Source organism: Bacteroides sp. RTP31139st1_H2_RTP31139_211217, from assembly GCF_040227615.1.
In the GTDB taxonomy this organism is placed as follows: domain Bacteria; phylum Bacteroidota; class Bacteroidia; order Bacteroidales; family Bacteroidaceae; genus Bacteroides; species Bacteroides uniformis.
Genome location: NZ_JBCNZM010000024.1, coordinates 1 through 22,438, shown reverse-complemented (window position 1 = coordinate 22,438; position 22,438 = coordinate 1). Strand labels below are relative to the sequence as shown.

Genomic DNA, 22,438 nt, shown 5'->3' with positions numbered 1-22,438 from the left:
CCATTTATAGGAAGGTCGTTTATATTTCTGTTGAATTGATGAAAAGAAATTGCCTGTCCCCCCCCTTTTTAGAATGGGTGTAATCAATCAAAATTTGCTTGTTTTTTTCGCTGATGTTGTTATATATGAAATAGAAATGGTGTTTCCCTTGATTGTGTGTAACTAATGAGTGAATGAGCACCTTTATAGTATCACAATATTGGTTGTTGATGCAAAAAAGAAAATTCATAATTTTGTAATAGGGTGTTAGTATAATTCGTATTTTATATGCCGGTTTTCGCCTTTTATATACATTACAAAGCGCCTAAAGGCAACTTTTATATGGAATCTTATCTCATCAAAGTTAAAACAAATATTAACTATACGTTTTAATTTATTCGGACGAATAGGCTGCTTAATTTGAGTAATAGATATTGGACTGGCATCTATAGTGCTACAAAATAAGTTGGGCTTTATGAAAAAATCATCATGGTTTGTTATTTGAACTTCCATTTTCCTTTTTTGTAAATGCAAGTAGGCTAATTCTGTTTTGTTGATTCCATTTTTGTATTTGTATAAATGACCGGATTGATAATGGAAACACATAGGATTGCTATTCCAACTGGTTGTGAATTCATGTTTGGTGGGTAAAATATCAGCAAATTCTTTGTCATTCAGATATTGGCTCCATTGGTTTTCTTTCTATATGTCCCACATACCACCACGTTCATCAAACATCTTTACTCCTTTTACTTTGAATACTTCTTTATAATTGTATGAGATTAAATTATGTTCAGTTTTCCATCTGTAATTTATGTTATGCTCATTTTTATAGATGCATAAGTGTCCGTGCTGATATATGCGGTCGTATGTATTTAGTCTTGCATCAGTTAGAAACTTACTTAAATCTCCAAAAATAACATCTGAATCGCAATATCCCCAGTGCGAATAATCTTTTAAATATTCGTGAAATATGCATCCGTATAAGGGCTTGTAGTCAACGATTTTGTATGCGTTGGTTAGCATAGGAGGAAAACCAATTTCGCGTTCTATTCGTTTTTTGATTTCATGGAACTCGCATTGTATATAAATGATGTTTTTGTATGAATTCTCCCTTGGATAATTTGTAAAAACTAAAAAATCAATATCCCTGTTTTTGGATGCAGAACATTCCCATAAAGCGAAATAGTTGGGAAAATTGCCAAAATAGGGCATGATAAGCGCAATTTTAGTTCTTTGTATCATAATTATGTCTTTTTTATGCTATCATGCTTTTTATATTAATAGCTGATATGTTTTTAACCATTTTGGGGATTTTTTTTCTGGGTTACCTACTACTACAGAGTTTTCCGGCATATCTGTTACAACGATAGTGTCACTGCTAATCATCACTTCGTCTCCAATTATAGTTGCTCCATTAATGACCATACATGAATAATATGGAAATCCGAAAGGAGGTATTAATAAAGCTTTTTCATCACTTTTGTCGTTTGTGCTTTATTTTTACTCTTTGTTTGTTATATTAAGTGTAGCTTATTTATGTTTGCTTTACCTGCTTTTATCCAAAGATTTGGCCAAATACAACGGAGATGAATTGTGAAATAATGCTTCAGTGCAATGCAGAATCCATAATGTCTGTTCTCTAAATGAAATATTTCCATTGGAGGCATTCCATTGGGGCGGTACATAAGTTTCCAACGCTTCTTTAGCGGTATTTCTGGGTCGCACCAGGCATCAATGTGTTCATGCGCATCACATTCGCCAAGTGGATGTCCTACCTGCCATAATTCTATTCCAGCTTTACGGGCGCGCAGCCCGTAATCAAAATCACCGCGCGCATGTGTATAGTAGGGGTCAAGTGTCCCCAATTTCTTGTACACGCTGTGAGGAACCAATACTATATTTCCATTCATCATAATTACTGGCACAGGGCTGTCATCAGAAGATGGGCGTGCCACTTTTCCAGTTTTATCTCTGCCTCCATACGTTAGTTTGCTACGTGTCTGAGTATCCACTGTAGACCCAAGTACGATGGTTCTGTTTTTTTTCAATAGGCTTACACGAAGCAAAGATGCGATACAGTCTTTGTATATGAAGGTGTCATCGTTTAGCCAAAGGTAATAATCATAGTTGCATCCATTTCGTTTTTTTTCCTCGGCCATTTTCCATGCTTCTATCATACCGCGATTCCAGAATACTCCATCTACGGTTTTGATGTTAACATGGGGAAACTGTGTTTTTACGCTTTCTACAGTTCCGTCAGTAGAACCTCCGTCCACTATATAAATGTCAAACTTAGTGTCAGCTGGAAGTGATTGTGCTGTTATGTTGCGCAGGCACTTTATGGTTTTCTCCTTACGGTTAAATACAGTCAAAAGTATGGCTATATGGTTCATATTGCAATTGATAAAGGGGAATATATTATGGCTTAATTTTATGATAAATATATCGTATAAACCATTGTAGGTTCAATCGAGGTGATTTGTGTAGGAAAATTATAGGTTTATACTTATCATTTGGGTGTATAGGTACTTTGTAGGCATAGAATGCTGATTTATAAGTTTCGGGGTACTTTCCGCGTTGACTGATATCTCGGTGGGGAGCAATTTCATACTTTTTGCAGAGTAATGAGAAAATGCTTTGATCCTCGCGATGGGCAACGAATGATTCTCCGAAATCTTTTTTTGCTGTATCGAATTTGCCTAATCCTGCCGGTGATAACAACTCCAAATCACAACAGAACGATAACCATTCTGCCATAAACTTACGGGTAGTAGGCGTTACAAGGAAACAGAAGTAAGTTGCAATGATTTGATTACTTGTTTTATACTTTTCCTCCGTAAGTTCCAATTTTTCAAAACATAATGGTTTAGTAAAGCAGGATTCAAGTAATGGGATATCACAAACAAATAGTGGCTGTCTTTTGGAAATGATTGTTACTATTTTTTTAATGCTTCGTGTAAAAAAAGAACCCGAATCACAATAAAATATAATGTCTCCGTTATTACAGTTTTCCAATACCTTATTCACGAAATAAGGTTTCCAAAGCCATAAGCCGTTTCCTCTCTTTTGCGATAGGATGTCGTGATATAGTATGGCAAACGATGGGTCTATGTCGTGAGGAGAAAATTCATATACTTTATCAAATTTGGCAATATATTTACCAGTTAATGTATTCCATTTACGGGCGGGCTCATATTGCTTGTCTGCGTAGTTTATAAGAATTTTCATTTATATAGTCCTTTTTCTTTCATTTCTAGGATAGATGCATCATACATATCTGCTTGTATCTCTTGTGTATTTACCCATTTACAGAATTCGCCTATACCATCAGAAAAGCTCCATTTGGGTTCGTATCCTAATATGGTACGTGCTAATGCTATATCAGCATAATTATGTCTGATATCTCCTAAACGATAATTCCCAGATATGGTGATGGGAACATTCATATTGTATTTTTCGCACAGTGTATGTGCCACTGTAAGGACATCGGTGCTGATTCCTGTACCGATATTGAAAGCGTGACCAGCAGCTTCTTTGGTTTCAAGGCCTAAAATAGTTGCATCTACTACATCCTCGATGAATACAAAATCCCTTGTCTCTTTTCCATCTTCAAAAATATTGATTTCATTTCCATTTTTTATTCTGGTTGAGAATATGGAAAGAATTCCTGTATATGGATTGGAGAGTGATTGCCCCGGACCGTATACATTTTGGTACCTGTATGAAACAGCATCAATGCCAATGGAAGGGCATACCAAATGTACCAATTGGCCTTGTACTTGTTTGGTTATGCCGTATACGGAAGAGGGATGTATCTTCGAGTCTTCAGTGGTAGCCACTAATTGCAGTTTTCCGGCATTAGGATAAGTACATTCAAATTCTCCTTTGCACATATTCTCGTCTAAACGTTCTTCCGGATAAACATCTTTTTCCAATAGTGGGCTATAGTATTTGCCTTCTCCATAGATGGCACGACTTTCAGCTACAATAACGCGCTTTACGTTGTGCTTGGCATTGGTCAAAATATCAAGCATTAACGCTGTTCCACCGATATTAGTATTTACATATTTTTCTATTTCATACATAGACTGCCCTGTACCGGTCTCTGCTGCCAAGTGAATAATGGCTTCTTGACCATCAATGGCTTTTAGCCAATCTTCCCGTGATGTGACACTTCCTTTGATGAACTTGACTTTATCTTTTATAGATAGATAAAGAGGGGATGTCTCTTCCGGTTTTTGTCCGTGTATTTGCTCAGACAAAGAGTCTAATACAGTCACGTTAACTCCTTTGTCAACTAACTTTGATGCAATGTTAGAGCCGATGAAACCAGCTCCGCCTGTAATCAAGACATTCTTAAATGTAAGTTTCATATTTGTTGTATTTTAAAAGTCTCCTAGTAGGATTTTTCTAGTATAATGGTTATACCTAAGTAAGGATGCAATTGATAGAGATAGTATGATTATTAATGCTGATATTAATATTGAAAATAACATAAGAGGATAGTCATTGCTCCACAAATGTTTATTGAAAAAGTCTTTTATGAGTTTTATAAAAATGAAATGTATGGTATATATGCAAAGTGTATATTTCCCATAATGAATAAGTTTTTTTATAAGGATGTTGTTTTTAAAATACTTTGTGATTAATATGCAACCATATATTATTGATAAACTTCCAGTTACAGCAATTGCAAATCGAAATATGGCTATGTGTGATATCGGTATTATAGAACTGAATTTGTGAAAGCGAATAGGAGTAATATAAACAGAATCCTCAAAAGTCCAATGTTGATATAGGATTATGTAAATCATTAATATAGGTAATACTAATTGCCAAGTTAGATATTTATTATGTTTATTCAACCAATATCCTATAGCTAAGAAAGGCATTAAAAAATTAATCTTTACAAAGTAACAGTATGGTGTGAAATAGGTTATTATACATGCCACCGTAAATACAATAAGGTTATTGGTAGTGATTTTTGTAATAATGGCTAATATGCAGAAGCAGAAAAATAGGCAGCTTAAAAACCAATATGATTCTAATGATGCTTTTACTTCAGGTATTTCTCTAAATAGGCAACATTGGATTATATACCAAGAAAAAGCGGGTACCATTAGATGCTTAAATTTCGAAAAACAAGATGTTGTAATTTTATCAGTTCTCATTCTTTTAGGGTTGATAAAATAGCCGCTTAATATCATAAATAGGGGCATATGAAAAGATATAGTGCCTATGAAGAAACTGTTTTTCAAGGCTTCATCGGGAGCAATGCTTTGAATTGTATGATCATAGCATACAATTATCATTGTTATGATTTTGCATAAATCAATCCATTCTATTCTTTTTTTCATTTATGCTGTCTTACTAATTCTGTACTTTGCAGTCCATTCATACTAATCACCTTTGCAGGGATTCCGGCTACTATGCTGTTTGATGGCATATCATGAGTAACTACAGCATTGGCTCCCACAAAAACATTATCTCCAAGAGTTACAGAACCTAGAATTTTACTTCCTGGTCCCAACACACAATTATTTCCAATAGAGGGTACGCCAGCATTGCTTCCTCCCATTTTTAGAGCTGTTGTTACGCCATGAAATATGGTACAATTATGTCCTATTTGGGTTGCTCCATTAATAATGATACATGAAAAATGATTAAAGCTTAATCCTCCTTTTACGGGGGTACCTAATGGCATCTGAATTCCAAATTTAAACATGTAATGCCGATGCATCATCCATGAAAGGATATAGATAGGTAGTACTCTTTTCTTTCCTTTTGACCAGCTGCCCAATCTGAACCAAAAACAAAATTTGAATGAATTGTTGGTAATTAAATATCTTAGGATATATAAGTATTCGGATATTTTTCCATGTGGCTGTTGTGTCAGCACCTTACGGAAATCTTCGTGTATTAATTGGCGGCATGTTTTGAAGCTCATACTTGCATTATTGGGTGATTCGGATAAAGTCATTCATTATATAGGAAGCGGTGGTTCGTGCATTATATTCTCCTTCTGTCAACTTTTTAGCATGTTTGCTCATTGTTTCTATGACTTCCGGATGTTGCTTTAGGTAAATGATTTTTTCTTTCCATGCTTCGACATCGTAAGGTTCTATTAAATAGCCGATGCATTCTTTTTCTAAATCTATGTGTATATCGGGGTTATGTGTCATTAGGATTGGAATGTAGTAGGGCAATGCTTCTATTATATTGGTGTAGCCTACTCCATATTTTCTTCTCTCACAAGGAATAGCCAATATGGATGCTTGACCTTGTTGTTGCATAATGTACTCATATTCATTGTTTATATGCAGGTCTTCCATAAATGTGAATTTTATGTATTGACTGTTTTTGAACTTTTCCGCTGCTTTTATATTGCTTTCGTGGCGGCGGGTAATGATATGGCAGTTTGTCTGAGTTTGCTCGCAGGCTTCACTGAGTGTTTGGTAATCTCTGCTATCCTTTCCTGTAGCCATTACCAGAAAATTGTCTTTTTGGGGAATAAGATATTTTTGATACCATTCGACTTCTGTTCCTCTGCTCAGTGTTGTTATTTGGCAATCTTTTACAATATTATGACTCAGTGCATGCCGTGTATGGTTATCAAACATCATGTAAATTCTGTCTATTCCTTTCCAATAAAAGAACTTGATAAACCAATTTTTAATAGGGTTGGAATATTCTTTACAGTAAGTATATTTCCATGCAACTATTTTACATTTTAGGATTCCGATTCGTTTTAAAACTACCAACTTGCCGAGACCTTGCAGGGCGCCTAGATACAGAATATCAGGATTGATATCTTTTATTGTTTTTACTAAGGCGATTAGAACCTGAATGCTATTGCCTTTTTGTAAAGATAATGGATTTAGCAAGTACACATCTATTAAATTGCTATTCATTATGCTTTTAATGTAATATGTAAAATTATCAGGTTTTTCTAAGATTTCTTTTTGATTATATTTTGTAATATATAATACTTTAATCTTTGATGACATATTATAAAATAAAGTATATTGTAATTTAATTTACCAATAGCATGCCCCTTCTACATTAGCCGCATTCGAAGGTCGCTCTGATTCTGATGGATAAACCCAAAATTCATTCATTAAATTGTTGTAATAGTTTTCCTTTAAGAATGGAAGGAATACCTTACCATAATAAGGGTTGATCCAACGTTTTCCTTTGATTCCAAATAGTAATTGTAAAGCTCCACCTAAGTGTACTGCTTTTTTTCCTGTCCGTTTTACATGAGCAGCTAAGGGGAATCCGTATGCTCCACATCCAATGAGTGCAATGTCATAATCTCGTTTATCAATTTCATCTTTCATATATTCTAATGCATCGAACCAGGTATTGAAAGGACTTTGCCCGCCAAGACTTTGAACAGCCTTAATTGTTTCTAGTTGAAATTCAGGTAGTACATCTGGATTTTTGAATAATAATGTTCTTTTTTGTTCATATTGATGTTGTATTGTTTCAGCAAAAGGGTGTATGACTAATACCTTTTTCCCCTTAAGAACTCTTGACCATGGATGTTTTGCATGGTATGGTTCTAAAAGTAGTAATTGTATAGTCTTTACTTTGTTTATATCAATAAGTCTACGTTCTTCTATACGCCATGAACCTAATATGTCAACATGTTTTGAATCTTCGATCATTAATTCTCCAAATCTTTCTAAATTTAGTTCTGTAAGTGGAAAAAAACCAGAAAGATGTTGCATGTTGTATATGCCAATCTGATTCCACCAAAATTGGGGTATTTTATCTGTGATATAATCTATAATGTTATGCTTATATTTTTTTATCCCTAAATAGTTATTTACGCATAATATTTCTGTACTTCCATATCGAGCAACCATTGAAGGTGAATCTGATTTTAGTTGTTGATATATAATGTTGGACGCCTTCTCAGGATCCATTATGCTGTCAATCGGTTTTAGGTATGAGCCATAATGGTTAACGTAAAGTCGATGTGTTCCGCGTAGAATTTTATCTGTTAAATAGTTCATTGTTTTATGATATTTTATTTATATATACTTCTTGATGCTTTTAAAAGTATTTGATGATAAATGTTTTTGTTATAAAGTCAATATATTTTCACAGGCGAGTACGATCTTAATAACTCTTGTTGGATTTCCTGAGTCTGGTGAGCACTATTCAATAAATGGTATGTTGGTATAATGATGATTACCTGTGATGACCTTTTAGTTTTGGTGCTACAATTATTTTTAATTCAAAGATGTAGCTTCACTTTTATTTCTTTCAATAATGACATAGATGCCGATAATATGATTTTTCTTTCTTTAGGCGAAAACACAAATCCCCAACAACATGAAATAATAAATATTATCGTAGTAGTACATAAAATGATAACTAAACGCAAAAATGATTCATCCATATATACTGTAATTATCCCACTGATTGATAATGTAGAGATTGTTATTAGTAGTATAGGATATATTATAATTTTGAAAAAATCAGCATATTGCATTCCGCAATTTTTATGTGCATAATATAGAATGATGAGACTGCCTATTCCATTCCATGTAAATATCCATATGATATAAAACCAATAAGGTGAAAATCCTAAATGAAAAAGAAATAGACTAATAGGTAATGGCAGGAAATATGAACATCCACGAAGTATCGAATAATATTTTATCCGTCCTTCTGCATTGATGGCACTTGTTAATGTGATAGTTAATTGGTCTAACATATTTCTTGTTATTTCAAATCTAAAGAAACATACACTCCATTCCGGAACATTTTTTAGCCATAGTTGGAGTATATAAGGGGTTTCAATAATAAAAGGAAAGGCAAAAAAGGCGATGATGAGAAAAGACATTTTTGAACTGAATAATGAAATACGCATCATATTAGTTATGTCATTACTGCCGGCCTTTTTCCCAATAATAGGGTTGATTGCCATTAGCATAGTACGTGAAAACACCATTAGCTGACCGGATATTTGGTTGGCTACCCCTTGAGCTGCACTTAATATTGTACCGAAGAACGAATTTAATACAATTCCCATCCCGTATTGTGCAAACATCGAAGAAGAGGAGTTTATAAATCCCCAACCAGCAAATGAAGTCATTTCTTTCATTAGTTCTTTATTGTGATATTTGTGGATGCTGTATGTACATTCTGAGTAATTCCGATGGCAATAAATTTGAAGAATAATCATGAATATTAATGAGACAAAGGTTGTGAGGATACCATATAGAATTAATTTATCTGTATATACATGGACTACTATTAATGCTATAACTAACTTCATAAGTGTTTGAAAAACGCCTATAATACTTAGATACCGCATGTTTTCATGAGCATTGATAATAGCATTATAAGGTACGGTCTGGATGGTTAATACTGTCGATAAAAGCATTAACTGATAAATCCATTTGGCTGAAGGAATTCGATCAGAAGGAATATTTAATATACCATCAAAGAAGAAAAAATAGGCTATCTCGAAAATGATAACCATCAATAATGATAATAGAAAATGGATACTTATACTTACAGTGAAAATACTTTTTTGTTTTTCGGGTTTTCCTTCTCCTTCTGCATAATTAATAAAGCGTTGGGTGGTGGTTGACATGGCTGCATTTAAGAACCCTAACATACCGATTGCTCCTCCGATAATGCAGAATATGCCAAAATCGGAGCTTCCGAGTGCATTGAGAATTAGACGGGTGGAATAGAGGGAAACAAACATGGATAGTCCCATGCTAAAATATAGATATCCGCTATTCTTCAATACTCTGTTAGCAACTTCTGACATAGGATGTATTTGTTTTTTTTAAGCTGTTAGCTATGAAGTAAGGATATAACATCATGGTAAAGAGAGCAACATTCATAATGTGGGGCTGGCTTAATCCCATATTTAAGACTAATAAAATTCGTACCATAATGTCCCAGATACTCTTATTATACTTAAATACTTGATGGAAACAAAAGCCAAATAATATGGAAAATGACATTATTCCTACGGCGAGAAGTAGGAAGAGAAAACCAGCACATCCTTCCACTCCCATATTATGTAATTCGTCATAACCAACTCCAATCAAGGTGATAGGGTGGTTGTATATGGTAGTCAATACGCTACTTATACTTATTGTACGTGCACCACCGGAATTAAGAGAGAAATCCAATTGACCATTTGCGTAAATTTTGTGGAATACAACTGTGTTCATGAATTCATTACCGAGTTTTGTCATTGACATAAAAAGCATAGTGCCGATAATCGTAATTATAATAGCGTATTTCATTCGTTTGTCTATTGTTTTTAAGGAATGCAATAGGTAACAGAAAACCAATATTACTATTCCGATATAACCGCTTGTAGAAAGAGTTGTAATCAAGGCAAGGAAGAACACGATTATATATCGTATTCGCTCTTTAGCTTCAAAAAGGCGAGGATGGAACATGATGAAGTATAAAGCAGAGGAAAGCACACATTGATATTGCCCAGGTTCGCTGAACGGACCACAATTTCTGTCACTGTGTAAAGTCACAAAACGGTATAAAAATCCTCCGTAACTGTACACTTCTCCTCCTCTAAAAAATGAAGTGTACAGATGTGGAAATATACTTGAAAATGAATTGAAGCCATATATACGCGTGATAGTAAAGAGGATGATACTGATTAAAGCAATATAAAAAATGAGTTTGATAAATCTTTGTAGGTAGTTGGCCGGATCTATTTTGTAGGTGGCGTATATGATTAATGGTATAGAAGTCACACTGAGTGCTGTACCTAAACTTAATGTAGAGCCTATTATGACTAGAAGCATTGAAAAAAACAAGCATCCGATGAAAAGTAAATATTGCTTTTGAAGATGAAATAATGTCTTTTTCTTCAATACATAGTATATTCCCATTAATAGTGTCAATATGATGAAATTATCATTCCCTATATAGGCGGGTAAGGCCATTCCTGCGGAGGATATCATTATGTATATATAGAGGTATTGAATGATACAGGTTGTATATTTATGAATATAATTCATCGGATTTTATAAGGAGTGTTTATCACTTTTTCAAAAAATAGTTTCTTAATCTCTTCTAAAAATATCCCTCGTATAAACTTTCTCTTTCACCTCTTCCAGGCAGATGTCATACCTATTGGCGATAATCGCATCACTCTGTAGTTTGAATTCATCCAGATTATTCATTACTCTGCTGCCGAAGAACGTGCTTCCATCTTCCAGTGTCGGTTCGTAGATGATAATCTCTGCCCCTTTTGCCTTTATCCGTTTCATTACACCTTGAATGGATGATTGTCGGAAATTATCCGAATTGGACTTCATCGTCAAGCGATATACGCCAATTACAACTTGCTTTTCTTTTGCAACATCATAATTACCTTCTGCATAACTATAGTAACCGGCTTTCTGCAATACACGGTCAGCAATGAAATCCTTGCGTGTGCGATTGCTTTCCACAATGGCGGTCATCATGTTTTGGGGGACGCGGTCGTAATTGGCAAGGAGTTGCTTTGTATCTTTAGGTAAACAATAGCCGCCGTAACCGAAAGAGGGGTTGTTGTAGTGTGTGCCGATACGTGGGTCGAGACATACTCCGTTGATGATGGCTGCGGTATCAAGCCCTTTCATTTCGGCATACGTGTCGAGTTCGTTGAAATAGCTGACACGCAGGGCAAGGTAGGTATTGGCGAAAAGTTTTACGGCTTCGGCTTCTTTCATACCCATAAATAGGGTATCTATGTTCTCTTTAACAGCACCTTGTTGGAGCAATGCTGCGAAAATTTTGGCATATTCTTCCGCATTGGGATTGCTGATGGCATTTATAGCTGTATTTTCTTCTGTAAATTCTGTTCCTTCAATAATTTTAGGATAACCTACTATGATGCGAGAAGGATAAAGGTTATCGTAAAGTGCTTTACTCTCACGCAAAAATTCCGGAGAAAAGAGCAGGTTGAATTTCTTGCCTTCCAGTTCCGGATTGTGAAGGAATTGTTGTGCATATTTTATATAGAGTGAACGGGTATACCCCACGGGGATGGTTGATTTGATGATCATTACCGCATCCGGATTTACGCTGATGACGAGGTCTATCACATCTTCGATATGATGGGTGTCGAAGAAGTTCTTCACCGGGTCGTAGTTGGTAGGAGCGGCAATAACGACGTAGTCCGCATCTTTGTAGGCTGCCTTGCCGTCCAGAGTAGCAGTTAGGTCAAGCTCCTTTTCTGCCAAATACTTCTCTATATATTCATCCTGAATGGGTGATTTCTTGTTGTTGATAAGTTCTACTTTATTAGGGATTATATCGACAGCAGTGACATGGTTGTGCTGTGCAAGCAAAGTTGCAATACTCAGACCTACATAGCCGGTACCTGCAACGGCAATATTATATTGTTTCATAATCATGATTATATTTTATATGGAATAGCTGCTTACTTTCTCTAATATCTATACCATAAAATTCACAGATTCTTGTAGGTAATTTTTCTTTTCAATTTCTGTCAATTTATGTAATCAGTGGTAAGCCGAAATGACACCTGTGTCACCCCTTAAACATAAATACCCGTTACGCGCGCGAGACAAATTATCAATATGCACAGACCTGTATCGTTTGTGTGTGATAAATATTAGCCTAATAGGGAGTATTGGAAAAAGGGTGCCACAAGTGTCAAGGTTGCAAGTGAAGTTAAGGCTTCAGGACTCCGGTATGGATTCTGTAGTTCCTCAAATCACTCTCCAGGCAATCTGCCACCTCTTTCTCAAAACTCTCCCTTTCTTGGTCTGTTTTCGGGAACGACCTCCAGAAATGCGTTATGGCATGTATCTGGTTGATGTTGTTGCTCAGCCCTTTTTTAAAAGGTTGTAGGTTCTGGTACTCATCATCGTTGCTTGGGCGATGGTCTCGTTGGTCAGATGTCTGCCGTTAACGAGCTGTTCTTTCTGGCATTTGCTCAGAAAGGCTCCGAATGCCGGTGTCACCGGCTCTTTCTTTGTCATGTTGACTCTTTTAATTGTTAAACAATAATAAAAACAAGCGAAATCATTTCCATGTAGTGGAAACGACCGGACTTGTGTATCTGGGTACTTATGCGTTCCTTCGCGTCGTAATTTTAAACATAAACAAAAATCAGTAAATTATGGAACGCCGCAATATCAGCCTTTTCAGAGGCTATTCGGACACAGAATCAGTAGAAACTTCTCTTGAAGAAATAGTCAACATCATTAAATGCGACGCTGCCCTGCGAGACCGCACCGAGAAACATCGCTACTACTTGCAGCAAGACCTGCGTAGGGATGCCGACCGCGAGAAGTCCGGCTGTCCCTGCTTCGCTGTTGCCGTCTGCTTTGAAGGTGGGAAGACCCGCGAACATATCTGTGCCTGGACCGGCTATACCTTGGTCGACCTGGACCATATCGCTCCCGAGCGGATGGCTGCCACACTGACATTGATTTGTGCCGACAAGTATACATTGATGGCCTACACCACCATCAGTGGTCATGGCATCCGTATCATCTGCCGCATCGATGACCTGAACGGAGCGGAAAAGGGAAAAGCCTTCCGGCAATACGCCAAGTATTTCAATCAAGTCAACGACTACTATTCCTGCCTGGTGGGCTTCGAAAGCGACGGGCAGTGCAAGAATGCTACCCGTATCAGTGGACTGGCTTCCGACCCTCATGTATATTACAATCCCAGTGCCACTTCTTTTGTTTTGCAAGATAGTCCGATTGCTCCCCAACCGCAGGATAGCGCTTCCGAAGCTGTGCCGACAAAGCGCAACAAACGTTTGGAGAAGGTGGTGAAAGCTGCCGAACGCCTGCTGGAAGAGGAGGGAGTGAGTTATTGTGAACATCATCATAACGAATATGTGATGCGCATGGGTTATCTGCTCAACCAGTACGGAGTGGCTCGGAAGACAGCCGCCGCTTGGGCAGCGGAGCACTTTCCCGACTATGACGGGGATGTGGCAGCTGTCATCGGCTCCTGCTACGCGAATACCGGGGAGCATGGCACCCGCTCCCTTGTCCGCAGGGGAGAGGGCGATGAAAAGTTTGCCACGGTGGCAGATATCGAGCAGTTCCTTTCCGAACAGGCGAAGTTCCGCAAAAATACGGTGAGCGGCAAGTTCGAAGTCCTGATGGCCGACTGCGGAGAGGAGTATGCGGAGCTGACCGACCGCTACGTCAACACGTTGTGGAGCCGCATGAACAAGGCAGGGATGCTTGCCCGCATTGCGGACATACGTTCCGTGCTCGATTCGGAGTACACACCGCTTTTCAATCCCTTTGTAGCCTATCTGGAGGGGCTGCCTGCTTGGGACGGTACTACTGACCCTATTGCTCGTCTGGCTGCCGGCGTACATGTGAAGGACGACCAGAAGCTTTTCGGCATCTATTTCAAGAAGTGGCTGGTGGCCACCATTGCTTCGCTGCTCGATACCAAGGTGGTGAATCATGAGATTCTGGTCTTCATCGGTAAGCAGGGAATCTACAAGACTACCTGGATGCAGCGTCTGCTTCCTGTCGAACTTCAGCGTTATTTTTATGTGAAAAGCAACAGCCGGCGCGTCAGCAAGGACGACCTTTTTACGCTGACCGAGTTTGCACTGGTATGCCTTGAAGAGCTGGAGGAGATGACCTCTGCCCAGGTCAGCCAGTTGAAGGCCATCACCGGCATGACAGACGTGAACGAGCGTGCCGCCTACGGGCACTTCAAGGAGAGCCGTCCGCATATTGCCAGCTTCTGCGGCACGAGCAACAACGTCACCTTCCTCAACGACCTCAGTGGCAACCGCCGTTGGCTTCCCTTCGAGGTGGATTCCATAGACAGTCCTTTCGATTATCCCATAGACTATGCCGGAGTGTATGCGCAAGGCTATGCCCTCTGGAAGAGCGGCTTCCACTACTGGTTTGAGCAGGAGGAGATTGATGCCGTGAATCTTCATAACCGTTATTTTGAGGTGCCCTGCCTGGAGCGTGAGCTCGTTCAGGTGTACTATCGCCGCCCCATGCCAGGCGAGGAGTGTATGTTCTTGACCAATGCCCAGATACTGGGACATATCAACATAGGTATCCGGCAACCCTTGAGTCCCACGCGCCTCGGTCTGGTGATGAAGCAGGAGGGCTATGAGGCTGTCCGTTCCGGTGGCCGCCGTGGTTATCGGGTGGTCGAGCTGAAAGGGGATGAAATCTACCGCAACCAATGCGCCATGGCGCGCTATGTGGGGGATTGATTCTTTCACGGTTTTCCTAAATACCTGAATATAAGTTCCACCTGCAGGGAGGTGAATATTTTCTGGGAGCCTTTGTAGCCGGTATGCCGCAGGGCTTCGTCCAGTTCCAAATTCAGCTTCATCCATTTGGACAAGCGGTTGAGTGCGGATGCCGGTGAAATGGTGGGGGCGTATGCCTCTGCCAGTTCACGTTTGTAATAGGGGCGGACGGGCCACTCTTTGCCGAGGATATTTTCGTAGTCTTCAACGTACTTCATAAACAATGCTTTAACTGGTTATTACACTGTAAATGTACGGAATTTTTTCTGTATACCCATTGCCGGAACCCGGTATAATCTTACCTAATCTCACATTTTCCCACATCCCTTCATATCACTTCACCGCATCTCTTATTCTGCCCGGAGGTACGTCGTATCTTTGTTCTGTCAGACGATGAAGGGTGAAGATTAGTAATCGTGACGCGCGAAGATTAGTAATCGTAAGCCCCTGGGATTAGTATCGTCTCCCTATCTTTTAATTTTTAACTTATAATTTTTAATTTATGATTAACTACAGTATCGTGATGCGTGGCAATCCTACCGATAAGACGGTTGCCAAAAAAGCGTACGCAAGTGCGCAGTATTCGGAAGTGATGGACATCAACCGCTTTGCCGAGCATATAGCCAGTCATGGCTGCGTGTACAAGCGTTCGGATATCGTTGCCATCCTCACCATGTCCGTGGATTGCATGCGGGAGCAGTTGCTGGCCGGACAAAAAATCCAGTTGGGCGACCTGGGGAGTTTCTACATCAGCATCAACAGTATCGGCGCGGCTTCTGCCAAGGAGTTCAATCCTGCCATCCATATCCGTAGGCTGAATGTGAACTGGACCTGCGGCCAGCGTTTTGGAGAGCTGCTGGAGGAGGCGGAATTCAATCTGGTGGCAACCCGAAGTGCAGCCCGTGCCGTGGTGAAAGCCCTGAAGGCCGGAAAGACTACCGTGGACCTGACCGGAGCCACTGGCGGGGGTGAAGATGCCGGTGGAGGCAGCAACCCGGGAGGCGGTTCGGACGGAGACCAGGGGGAAAATCCGTTAGGATGAAACGAAAAGACAAAAGAGAGAAAATAAATATGTTCTTCTGTCTAAAAAATGCAGCTAACCATAGTGTTTAATTCCTTAATTGCAAATTGTTATGAGTGAGAAAACAAAATCAAAATCTGTATGGGGCATTGTCCTTAAAGTGATTATTACCGTGGCCACTACATTGGCCGGAGTGTTTGGCTTGACTTCCTGCATCAACCGTTAGCCGGATGAAAGCAGGCAGTTTCTATCAGAACTATCGGGAGGTAACCCTCCTGGTAGTTCATTGCAGCGCTACGCGCTGTGACCGTCACTTCTCGGTGGAGGCGCTTCGCCGCAGTCATCTGGCACGGGGCTTTGCCGATATCGGTTATCATTTCTACATCACCCGTGACGGCGAGGTGCATATTTGTCGCCCGGTTCATCAGATTGGAGCCCATGCCACCGGCTGGAACGACAAGAGTATCGGCATCTGCTATGAGGGTGGGCTCGACGAGAATGGTGTCCCTGCCGATACACGTACCTATGCGCAGAAATGCTCTTTGCTTGACTTGCTTCGGCAGCTGAAGACCGACTATCCCAATGCCCGTATTTCAGGGCATCGGCAACTCAGTTCCTCTATCCATAAGGCTTGTCCTTGTTTTGACGCCAAAAGCGAATACGAGACAATTAAAAATTAATTCTCTCCACGTATCCTATCGGCATGTCCACATGTGCGCAGCCCAGCATATCCAGCCGGACTGCCACTTTGCTTTTTCCTCCTATCATGACCAGTTCTCCCTCCAATCCGGCAAGGGGGCCTTTTATTACTTTCACGGCATCACCTGCTGCCAGAGGTGTACTGCAAATCTCTACAGCCTCCGGGCTATAATCCAGCATAAAGCGGAAACGTTCCATCTGTTCCTCGGGAATGACGGCGGGACGGCTTTCACCGCGCAATACCATGTACCGACTGATAGCTTGTAAGGTAAGCGGCAGGGGGCGTTCCTGCGGAGTGACATGCACGAAAATCATCATCGGGATGACCAGGCGGTCCACTTTCTTGCGCCGGTCGCTCCATTGGCGTATTTCGCTTTGTATGGGTAAGTAATATTCCACTCCCATAGCTTTCAGCCGTTCGGCAGTCTTCTTTTCCAGACAAGACTGCACGTATGCCACCAGCCATTGGCGACGAGGAATAATATGAGGGGTGATATCAGTATGGTTCATGTAAAATCCTTTAAAGGTGTATTTCTATGGTTCATAAATAGTTGAGGTTCGGGCGCGCTACGCGGTCGCCTGTCACATTGGAGGGGCGGGGTTAATTAAAAATTAGAAATTAGAAATTAAAAATTAGACACTCGATTATTTACTCTCAACTCTTAATAGCTAGTCGCTAACTCAACTGTATCCGTATTTCTTACCGTAGCCGTAATACTTTCCGTATTTACCATAGCCGTAGTAATAACCGTATTTTTTCTTCTTCATATCGATTCCGTTGACTACTGTGCATAAGTTGGGGAGACGATGATGCTCCTGAAGCTCGTTGATGAGCTGGTAATCGGTCTTATGCGTATAATCTGCACGACAGACGTAGATGCTGGCGTCCGCTACGCGCGAAAGGATGAGCGTGTCGGTCACCATGCCGATAGGGGCTGTATCCAGTACGATATAGTCATATTCTTTGCGTAATGTACTGATGGTGTCTTCCAGTGACTGGCGTGCCAGTAGTTCCGTAGGATTGGGTGGGATGGGACCGCCCAATAGCAGGTCGAGGTTGGAAGTTATGCCGGAAGGCTGTATCAGCGCATGAAGGTCTGTGGATTTGGGGGCGGCAAGGTATTGGGTGATTCCTTTTTCTTTGTGTGAAAGATGGAACAACTTGTTCAATCCCGGTTTGCGTATATCCAATCCTACCAGAATGACCTTTTTGCCGAGCAGCGCCAGACTGAGGGCGAGGTTGGAAGCTATGAAAGTCTTGCCTTCACCGCTTATGGTGGAGGTAACCAGGACGACTTTCTTATCCGGATCGCCCATCATGAAGAGCAGGTTGGTGCGCAGGCTGCGGAAGGTTTCCGTCATGATGTCGTTGTCGTTTTCGCGTACGGCAATGGCAGACTCTTCATGCTTGTTTGAACCGGTAAGGGGGATGTCACCGATAATGGGAACCTTTGTGAGCTTTTCCACATCGGTATGCCCTTCAATGCGGAAACGGAGCAGGTTCAATAGGAAAATGATGCCCAAGGGAATGCCGATGCCGATGACAAAGGCAATCATATAGATTTTTTTGCCTTGGGGAGAAACGATGCCGGCAGGCATGGGCTCTTCGATAATGCGTCCATTGTTGGCGGTTGCAGCCAGTGTGATGGCGTTTTCCTCGCGTTTCTGCAGCAGCATGATGTAGAGGGTGGCCTTGATTTCCTGCTGGCGTGCGATACTCATGAACTCCTGCTCCTGCTTGGGGGCGTTGCTGATGCGGCTTTCGTACTTGCGCGACTGTCGGTCGATGTTGCTCCGGGTGATTTGCAGGCCTTTCAAAACACTGTTTACGGTGGTTTTCACATTGTGGCGCATGGCCTCGATCCCCGTGTTCAGATTGATGATGGCGGGATTGCTTTCGGAGGAGGTACGTAGCAGGCGCTTACGCTCCACGATGAGATTGTTGTACTTGTCTATGGCGGAGGTCAGGTTCATGTCGCTCAGTCCTACGTTGGCAGGGATGATCTCGTCGTTGTTTGCAGGATTGTTGATGTAGTCGCGCAGATAGTTCACGAGGTTGATTTGGGTGGCGTTCTCTGCATATTGCTGTTCGTACTTGGAACTTTCCTGAAGGGCAAGCTGCGCGTCGCTGCTGATGTCGGTCAGTCCGGCGCGTTGCTTGAATTCCGCCAGTTCGGTTTCTGTGGTGCCCAGTTCGTGGTTGATGATGCTGATACGTTCCTCGATGAAGTCGGCGCTTTTCTGGGCCACTTCATTCTTTTCGGTGTTGGTGTCCTGATTATAGAGTATTATCAGTTCTTGGGTGAAATCGGAGGCTCGTTGTATATGGGTGTTTTGTACACTGATGGTGGCAATGGTACTGGTATTGGATATGGGGGCTACGGTCAGACCTGCCCTATAGCCTGCTGCTGCGGCAGTGGGGGTACTGATGATAGCCTTCAGATTGACGGGCTCTTGCGGAGCAGGCAATGAATCATTGTGCGAAATGGTGATGACACCTACCGGGAGTGGTAGAATGGCAGGTAGTTCGTCGAAAGATTTGGTCGTTTCTTGCTTGTCTCCGTTTTGTATATAAAAGGCTGTGACAGTCAGTTGGCCGGTAGGGGAGTATATCAGTTCCAGCCGAATGTTCCCTTCCAGTTTGTCAGCTTCCTCGGCGGTCATGAACACATCAAGAGGGGAGTTTTTGTAAAGTGGAACATCGTAGCCGAAAGATTGTTCGATGGCGATGTTGGTATAAAGGTTCAGACGTGACACGACTTTCTTGATGAGTGTCCTTGATTTCAGAATTTCCAGCTCATTGTCAAAGTTGCTGGTCATGGAAAGCATACCAAAATCCTGCATGGCAGACAGTGCATTGTTGGTACTTTTCTTGTCGTCTTCTTTAATTAGGATAGAAGATGACACTTCGTAGACAGGTATTTGGTAACGGAGATAAGCAAAGGCCAGGCCAGTGCATATCAATACGCTTGCCACAAACCAGGGCCAATGAATGATGTATTTGAAAAAGAGGGCTTGGAAATCTGTTTTTTCCTCTTTTTCGTTTAAAAGGTCATCGTATAAATCTTCTTTCATTTTTTGAGGATTAAAATTATCTTACAATGTTGACAATCAGACTTGCGAGTGAAACAAGGGAAGTAATCACAGAAACCCAGATAGTGGTACTGTTACTGACGCTTGCACTCTTTGCCTTGGTTTTATTTGGAGCTATATAAAGGATATCATTCTGCTGCATGTAGTAGTAGGGAGAATGAAGAATATTCTGCTCGTTCAAGTTTAGGCTGATGACATTTCGCTGGCCGTTACAGTCTTCGCGGATGAGCTTGACGTTGTTTCGTATACCGTAAATGGTCATGTCGCCTGCCATGGCAAGCGCCTCGAAAATATTCACTTTCTCATTATTGATAGTGAAAGTTCCGGGACTGTTCACTTCACCGAGGACAGAAATTTTGTAGTTGGACATACGTACAGTGACAATAGGTATTTCTTTGAGATAAGGACGAAGCTGTTCACGGATAAGGTTCTCGGCTGCATTTTTAGTTAAGCCGCCTACTTGCAGTCTGCCTATCACGGGGAAGTCTATCTCACCTGCATTGTCTACGAGATATTGTTGCAGAGCTGGTTGCGATGTAGTGCTGGCATTGGATTGTGCTATGTTATTATAGGTCTGCATGGTCAGGTTGAACGGTGCGGCAGCTTGCGGATCAGTGGTGTTTATGGTGATATTCAGCAAGTCTTTAGGTTGGATACGCGCATCGTAGAGGGTATCCTGCTGGTTGACTTCATTGATGACGATTTCCTTATAACTCTTATCTGTAAGTGATTCGTAACTTTGTAGATAAGGTACTTTTTTGTAAGATTGGCAGCTTGCCAATGTAATTGCCGCCATCAAGATGGCTATACTTTTCTTGTTTTTCATTACTGCTCCTTTTAATTTTTGATTTTCAATTTTAATTCTCAATACGCTTCTTTCTCGCCTTGAATGGCGTTTCTGATTGTCTTGTATATAATGTATAAATCCAATAGAAAAGTCCAGTGTTCCAGATACCATACATCGCGCTGTACACGTCCTTCCATTTGCCAGAGTTCTTTGGTCTCACCACGGTAGCCGGTGACTTGGGCCCAACCGGTGATGCCGGGCTTTACCAGATGTCTGACCATATATTTGTCGATAAGGCGTGAATATTCTTCTGTGTGTTTCAGCATATGGGGGCGTGGCCCTACAACGGACATTTGCCCTAGTAACACATTGATAAATTGGGGAAGTTCGTCAATGCTGGCTTTACGGATGAAATCTCCAATTTTTGTTTTGCGCGGGTCATTGGCGGTGGCTTGTAGTTCGTCACTGTCTATGTTGACACGCATCGAACGGAATTTGTAACACCAGAATTCATTTCCATTCTCTCCGCTTCGTTTTTGTTTGAAGAAGATAGGACCGGGGGAGGATAGCTTGATAGCGGTACCTATGATGATGTAGACGAAGGGGAATACTGTACACAGAAAAACGAGGGAGAAAAAGAGGTCGAAGGCTCTTTTCAGTAGGCGATTTTCCATTTGTGCCAAAGGTTCCTCGCGGATAGTGAGTACGGGGATATTGCCAAACATCTCGAAGTGCATGCGACGATGCAGGTAATTGCGAATATTAGGTACACTATAGAAACGAATCAAGTGATTTTCGCAATAATTGATGATTGGAAGTATTTCATGGCTACGTGCAGAAGGCAAGCAGCAATAGACTTGTTCTATATGGTGTTGCTGTAAATAAGTGACAACTTCTTTAGGCTGCCCTAAATAGGGGACATCTTCGGGAAAATCATCAGAAGGTACATCACAGAAATAGCCGGTAATGCGGAAGCCCGTGGTGGGATCTCCGGTCATTTCTTGATAGAGTTCTGTCATGTTTTTGTTACTGCCGATTAAAATGACGGTACGTGAGTTACCTCCATGTTCTCGATATTTTTTCAGTAAATACCGGAAAAGAAGACGATATATAGCGAGGCAGATAAAGAAAATACTATAAAAGCATGTAAAAAAACGGAGTGAACTGGTACCGATATCTGCTAAAGTAGCCAAGCTGATGAACAGCGTGGCGTGAAAAGTTGTATTACGGAGAGCCCGACGTACAATGCGTTCCGGACGTACAATACGTTCATGCAGTACGACGCCATTGGAGTAATTGCAAAGTAGATAGACTAGATTCAATAATACCAATAGCTGGGACAATGAATGTGTAAATTCATTGCCCAGTGTTTGGTAGTCAAAAATGTGATATAGCGAGATGAAAATGATGTTCAGTAAGCATAAGTCACCAAAGATAATGACGAACTTAATCACTTTATTGAAATGGAGAACTTGTTTCATAATTCACACTAATTCAATAGCTTTTTTCTTTCTCAATGGTATTGAAAGAGAAAAAACTGTTCATTCTTGTTTGTTTAATAATTCTCTTACTTACAAGGTAA

20 protein-coding genes and 1 pseudogene are annotated in these 22,438 nt (G+C 40.7%); 4 read left to right on the top strand and 17 right to left on the bottom strand.

Annotated elements, in window-relative coordinates:
* Window positions 1–246: 246 nt before the first annotated feature.
* From ABUA47_RS05980 to ABUA47_RS05925, 12 genes and pseudogenes are all read right to left on the bottom strand, one after another.
* Window positions 247–1,194, bottom strand: a pseudogene (locus ABUA47_RS05980) (DUF6625 family protein).
* Between the two features lie 302 nt (window positions 1,195–1,496).
* Complete coding sequence (locus ABUA47_RS05975; RefSeq protein ID WP_008663051.1) at window positions 1,497–2,375, bottom strand: glycosyltransferase family 2 protein; 879 nt, start codon at window positions 2,373–2,375, stop codon at window positions 1,497–1,499.
* A 25-nt stretch (window positions 2,376–2,400) separates the two neighbouring features.
* Window positions 2,401–3,210: a hypothetical protein gene (locus tag ABUA47_RS05970; RefSeq protein WP_008663054.1), complete on the bottom strand. Its 810-nt coding sequence runs from the start codon at window positions 3,208–3,210 to the stop codon at window positions 2,401–2,403.
* On the bottom strand, window positions 3,207–4,355 hold the full coding sequence (locus tag ABUA47_RS05965; RefSeq protein ID WP_008663056.1) for an NAD-dependent epimerase/dehydratase family protein: 1,149 nt from the start codon (window positions 4,353–4,355) through the stop codon (window positions 3,207–3,209). The genes ABUA47_RS05970 and ABUA47_RS05965 overlap by 4 nt, the downstream gene beginning before the upstream one ends.
* A 12-nt stretch (window positions 4,356–4,367) precedes the next feature.
* Window positions 4,368–5,294: an acyltransferase family protein gene (locus ABUA47_RS05960; protein WP_232282149.1), complete on the bottom strand. Its 927-nt coding sequence runs from the start codon at window positions 5,292–5,294 to the stop codon at window positions 4,368–4,370.
* A 41-nt stretch (window positions 5,295–5,335) separates the two neighbouring features.
* The gene (locus ABUA47_RS05955) at window positions 5,336–5,929 is read right to left on the bottom strand and encodes a serine acetyltransferase (RefSeq protein ID WP_005827996.1); all 594 of its coding nucleotides are present in this window, start codon (window positions 5,927–5,929) and stop codon (window positions 5,336–5,338) included.
* A 7-nt stretch (window positions 5,930–5,936) separates the two neighbouring features.
* Window positions 5,937–6,989: a hypothetical protein gene (locus tag ABUA47_RS05950; protein WP_005827999.1), complete on the bottom strand. Its 1,053-nt coding sequence runs from the start codon at window positions 6,987–6,989 to the stop codon at window positions 5,937–5,939.
* Window positions 6,990–7,019: 30 nt separating this feature from the next.
* Window positions 7,020–8,003 carry a hypothetical protein gene (locus ABUA47_RS05945; RefSeq protein WP_005828001.1) on the bottom strand — a complete coding sequence of 328 codons (984 nt, stop codon included), beginning with the start codon at window positions 8,001–8,003 and terminating at the stop codon, window positions 7,020–7,022.
* 224 nt (window positions 8,004–8,227) lie between these two features.
* Entirely contained in the window at window positions 8,228–9,778 is a 1,551-nt protein-coding gene (locus ABUA47_RS05940) for a hypothetical protein (protein WP_008663062.1), read from the bottom strand.
* Window positions 9,762–10,859, bottom strand: coding sequence for a hypothetical protein (locus tag ABUA47_RS05935; protein ID WP_349824515.1), 1,098 nt, complete (start codon window positions 10,857–10,859; stop codon window positions 9,762–9,764). Before ABUA47_RS05935 ends, ABUA47_RS05940 begins: the two co-directional genes overlap by 17 nt.
* A gap of 192 nt (window positions 10,860–11,051) precedes the next feature.
* Window positions 11,052–12,389 (bottom strand): nucleotide sugar dehydrogenase, encoded by a 1,338-nt coding sequence (locus ABUA47_RS05930; RefSeq protein WP_008663067.1) that lies wholly within the window; start codon window positions 12,387–12,389, stop codon window positions 11,052–11,054.
* 435 nt (window positions 12,390–12,824) lie between these two features.
* The gene (locus ABUA47_RS05925) at window positions 12,825–12,980 is read right to left on the bottom strand and encodes a hypothetical protein (RefSeq protein WP_005828011.1); all 156 of its coding nucleotides are present in this window, start codon (window positions 12,978–12,980) and stop codon (window positions 12,825–12,827) included.
* 140 nt (window positions 12,981–13,120) lie between these two features.
* On the opposite strand from ABUA47_RS05925, the gene ABUA47_RS05920 reads away from it, so the two are divergent.
* A complete protein-coding gene (locus ABUA47_RS05920; RefSeq protein WP_117879224.1) occupies window positions 13,121–15,217 on the top strand; it encodes a BT4734/BF3469 family protein in 2,097 nt (698 codons plus the stop codon).
* Between the two features lie 5 nt (window positions 15,218–15,222).
* Here the strand turns inward: ABUA47_RS05920 and ABUA47_RS05915 are convergent, their stop codons facing one another.
* Window positions 15,223–15,474, bottom strand: coding sequence for a DUF4248 domain-containing protein (locus ABUA47_RS05915; protein ID WP_117879223.1), 252 nt, complete (start codon window positions 15,472–15,474; stop codon window positions 15,223–15,225).
* A gap of 284 nt (window positions 15,475–15,758) precedes the next feature.
* On the opposite strand from ABUA47_RS05915, the gene ABUA47_RS05910 reads away from it, so the two are divergent.
* The 3 genes from ABUA47_RS05910 (at window position 15,759) to ABUA47_RS05900 (ending at window position 16,957) form a co-directional block, all read left to right on the top strand.
* A complete protein-coding gene (locus tag ABUA47_RS05910) occupies window positions 15,759–16,298 on the top strand; it encodes a hypothetical protein (protein ID WP_005828019.1) in 540 nt (179 codons plus the stop codon).
* A 91-nt stretch (window positions 16,299–16,389) separates the two neighbouring features.
* On the top strand, window positions 16,390–16,503 hold the full coding sequence (locus ABUA47_RS05905) for a smalltalk protein (protein ID WP_005828021.1): 114 nt from the start codon (window positions 16,390–16,392) through the stop codon (window positions 16,501–16,503).
* Between the two features lie 4 nt (window positions 16,504–16,507).
* The gene (locus tag ABUA47_RS05900; RefSeq protein WP_005828023.1) at window positions 16,508–16,957 is read left to right on the top strand and encodes an N-acetylmuramoyl-L-alanine amidase; all 450 of its coding nucleotides are present in this window, start codon (window positions 16,508–16,510) and stop codon (window positions 16,955–16,957) included.
* Here the strand turns inward: ABUA47_RS05900 and ABUA47_RS05895 are convergent.
* The 4 genes from ABUA47_RS05895 to ABUA47_RS05880 form a co-directional block, all read right to left on the bottom strand.
* Window positions 16,947–17,486 (bottom strand): UpxY family transcription antiterminator, encoded by a 540-nt coding sequence (locus ABUA47_RS05895; protein ID WP_005828025.1) that lies wholly within the window; start codon window positions 17,484–17,486, stop codon window positions 16,947–16,949. The two genes, ABUA47_RS05900 and ABUA47_RS05895, sit on opposite strands and share 11 nt — an antisense overlap.
* Before the next feature lie 171 nt (window positions 17,487–17,657).
* A complete protein-coding gene (locus ABUA47_RS05890) occupies window positions 17,658–20,051 on the bottom strand; it encodes a GumC family protein (protein ID WP_008663076.1) in 2,394 nt (797 codons plus the stop codon).
* 16 nt (window positions 20,052–20,067) lie between these two features.
* Window positions 20,068–20,895: a polysaccharide biosynthesis/export family protein gene (locus tag ABUA47_RS05885; protein ID WP_016273479.1), complete on the bottom strand. Its 828-nt coding sequence runs from the start codon at window positions 20,893–20,895 to the stop codon at window positions 20,068–20,070.
* A 38-nt stretch (window positions 20,896–20,933) separates the two neighbouring features.
* Entirely contained in the window at window positions 20,934–22,337 is a 1,404-nt protein-coding gene (locus tag ABUA47_RS05880; RefSeq protein ID WP_005828031.1) for an undecaprenyl-phosphate glucose phosphotransferase, read from the bottom strand.
* Between the last annotated feature and the right edge of the window lie 101 nt (window positions 22,338–22,438).

Excerpts from the sequence above, each read along its gene's own strand:
- ABUA47_RS05975 (WP_008663051.1), bottom strand. The coding sequence starts at position 2,375 with ATGAACCATATAGCCATACTTTTGACTGTATTTAACCGTAAGGAGAAA.
- ABUA47_RS05970 (WP_008663054.1), bottom strand. The coding sequence starts at position 3,210 with ATGAAAATTCTTATAAACTACGCAGACAAGCAATATGAGCCCGCCCGT.
- ABUA47_RS05965 (WP_008663056.1), bottom strand. The coding sequence starts at position 4,355 with ATGAAACTTACATTTAAGAATGTCTTGATTACAGGCGGAGCTGGTTTC.
- ABUA47_RS05960 (WP_232282149.1), bottom strand. The coding sequence starts at position 5,294 with ATGATAATTGTATGCTATGATCATACAATTCAAAGCATTGCTCCCGAT.
- ABUA47_RS05955 (WP_005827996.1), bottom strand. The coding sequence starts at position 5,929 with ATGAGCTTCAAAACATGCCGCCAATTAATACACGAAGATTTCCGTAAG.
- ABUA47_RS05950 (WP_005827999.1), bottom strand. The coding sequence starts at position 6,989 with ATGTCATCAAAGATTAAAGTATTATATATTACAAAATATAATCAAAAA.
- ABUA47_RS05945 (WP_005828001.1), bottom strand. The coding sequence starts at position 8,003 with ATGAACTATTTAACAGATAAAATTCTACGCGGAACACATCGACTTTAC.
- ABUA47_RS05940 (WP_008663062.1), bottom strand. The coding sequence starts at position 9,778 with ATGTCAGAAGTTGCTAACAGAGTATTGAAGAATAGCGGATATCTATAT.
- ABUA47_RS05930 (WP_008663067.1), bottom strand. The coding sequence starts at position 12,389 with ATGATTATGAAACAATATAATATTGCCGTTGCAGGTACCGGCTATGTA.
- ABUA47_RS05925 (WP_005828011.1), bottom strand. The coding sequence starts at position 12,980 with ATGACAAAGAAAGAGCCGGTGACACCGGCATTCGGAGCCTTTCTGAGC.
- ABUA47_RS05920 (WP_117879224.1), top strand. The coding sequence starts at position 13,121 with ATGGAACGCCGCAATATCAGCCTTTTCAGAGGCTATTCGGACACAGAA.
- ABUA47_RS05915 (WP_117879223.1), bottom strand. The coding sequence starts at position 15,474 with ATGAAGTACGTTGAAGACTACGAAAATATCCTCGGCAAAGAGTGGCCC.
- ABUA47_RS05910 (WP_005828019.1), top strand. The coding sequence starts at position 15,759 with ATGATTAACTACAGTATCGTGATGCGTGGCAATCCTACCGATAAGACG.
- ABUA47_RS05905 (WP_005828021.1), top strand. The coding sequence starts at position 16,390 with ATGAGTGAGAAAACAAAATCAAAATCTGTATGGGGCATTGTCCTTAAA.
- ABUA47_RS05900 (WP_005828023.1), top strand. The coding sequence starts at position 16,508 with ATGAAAGCAGGCAGTTTCTATCAGAACTATCGGGAGGTAACCCTCCTG.
- ABUA47_RS05895 (WP_005828025.1), bottom strand. The coding sequence starts at position 17,486 with ATGAACCATACTGATATCACCCCTCATATTATTCCTCGTCGCCAATGG.
- ABUA47_RS05890 (WP_008663076.1), bottom strand. The coding sequence starts at position 20,051 with ATGAAAGAAGATTTATACGATGACCTTTTAAACGAAAAAGAGGAAAAA.
- ABUA47_RS05885 (WP_016273479.1), bottom strand. The coding sequence starts at position 20,895 with ATGAAAAACAAGAAAAGTATAGCCATCTTGATGGCGGCAATTACATTG.
- ABUA47_RS05880 (WP_005828031.1), bottom strand. The coding sequence starts at position 22,337 with ATGAAACAAGTTCTCCATTTCAATAAAGTGATTAAGTTCGTCATTATC.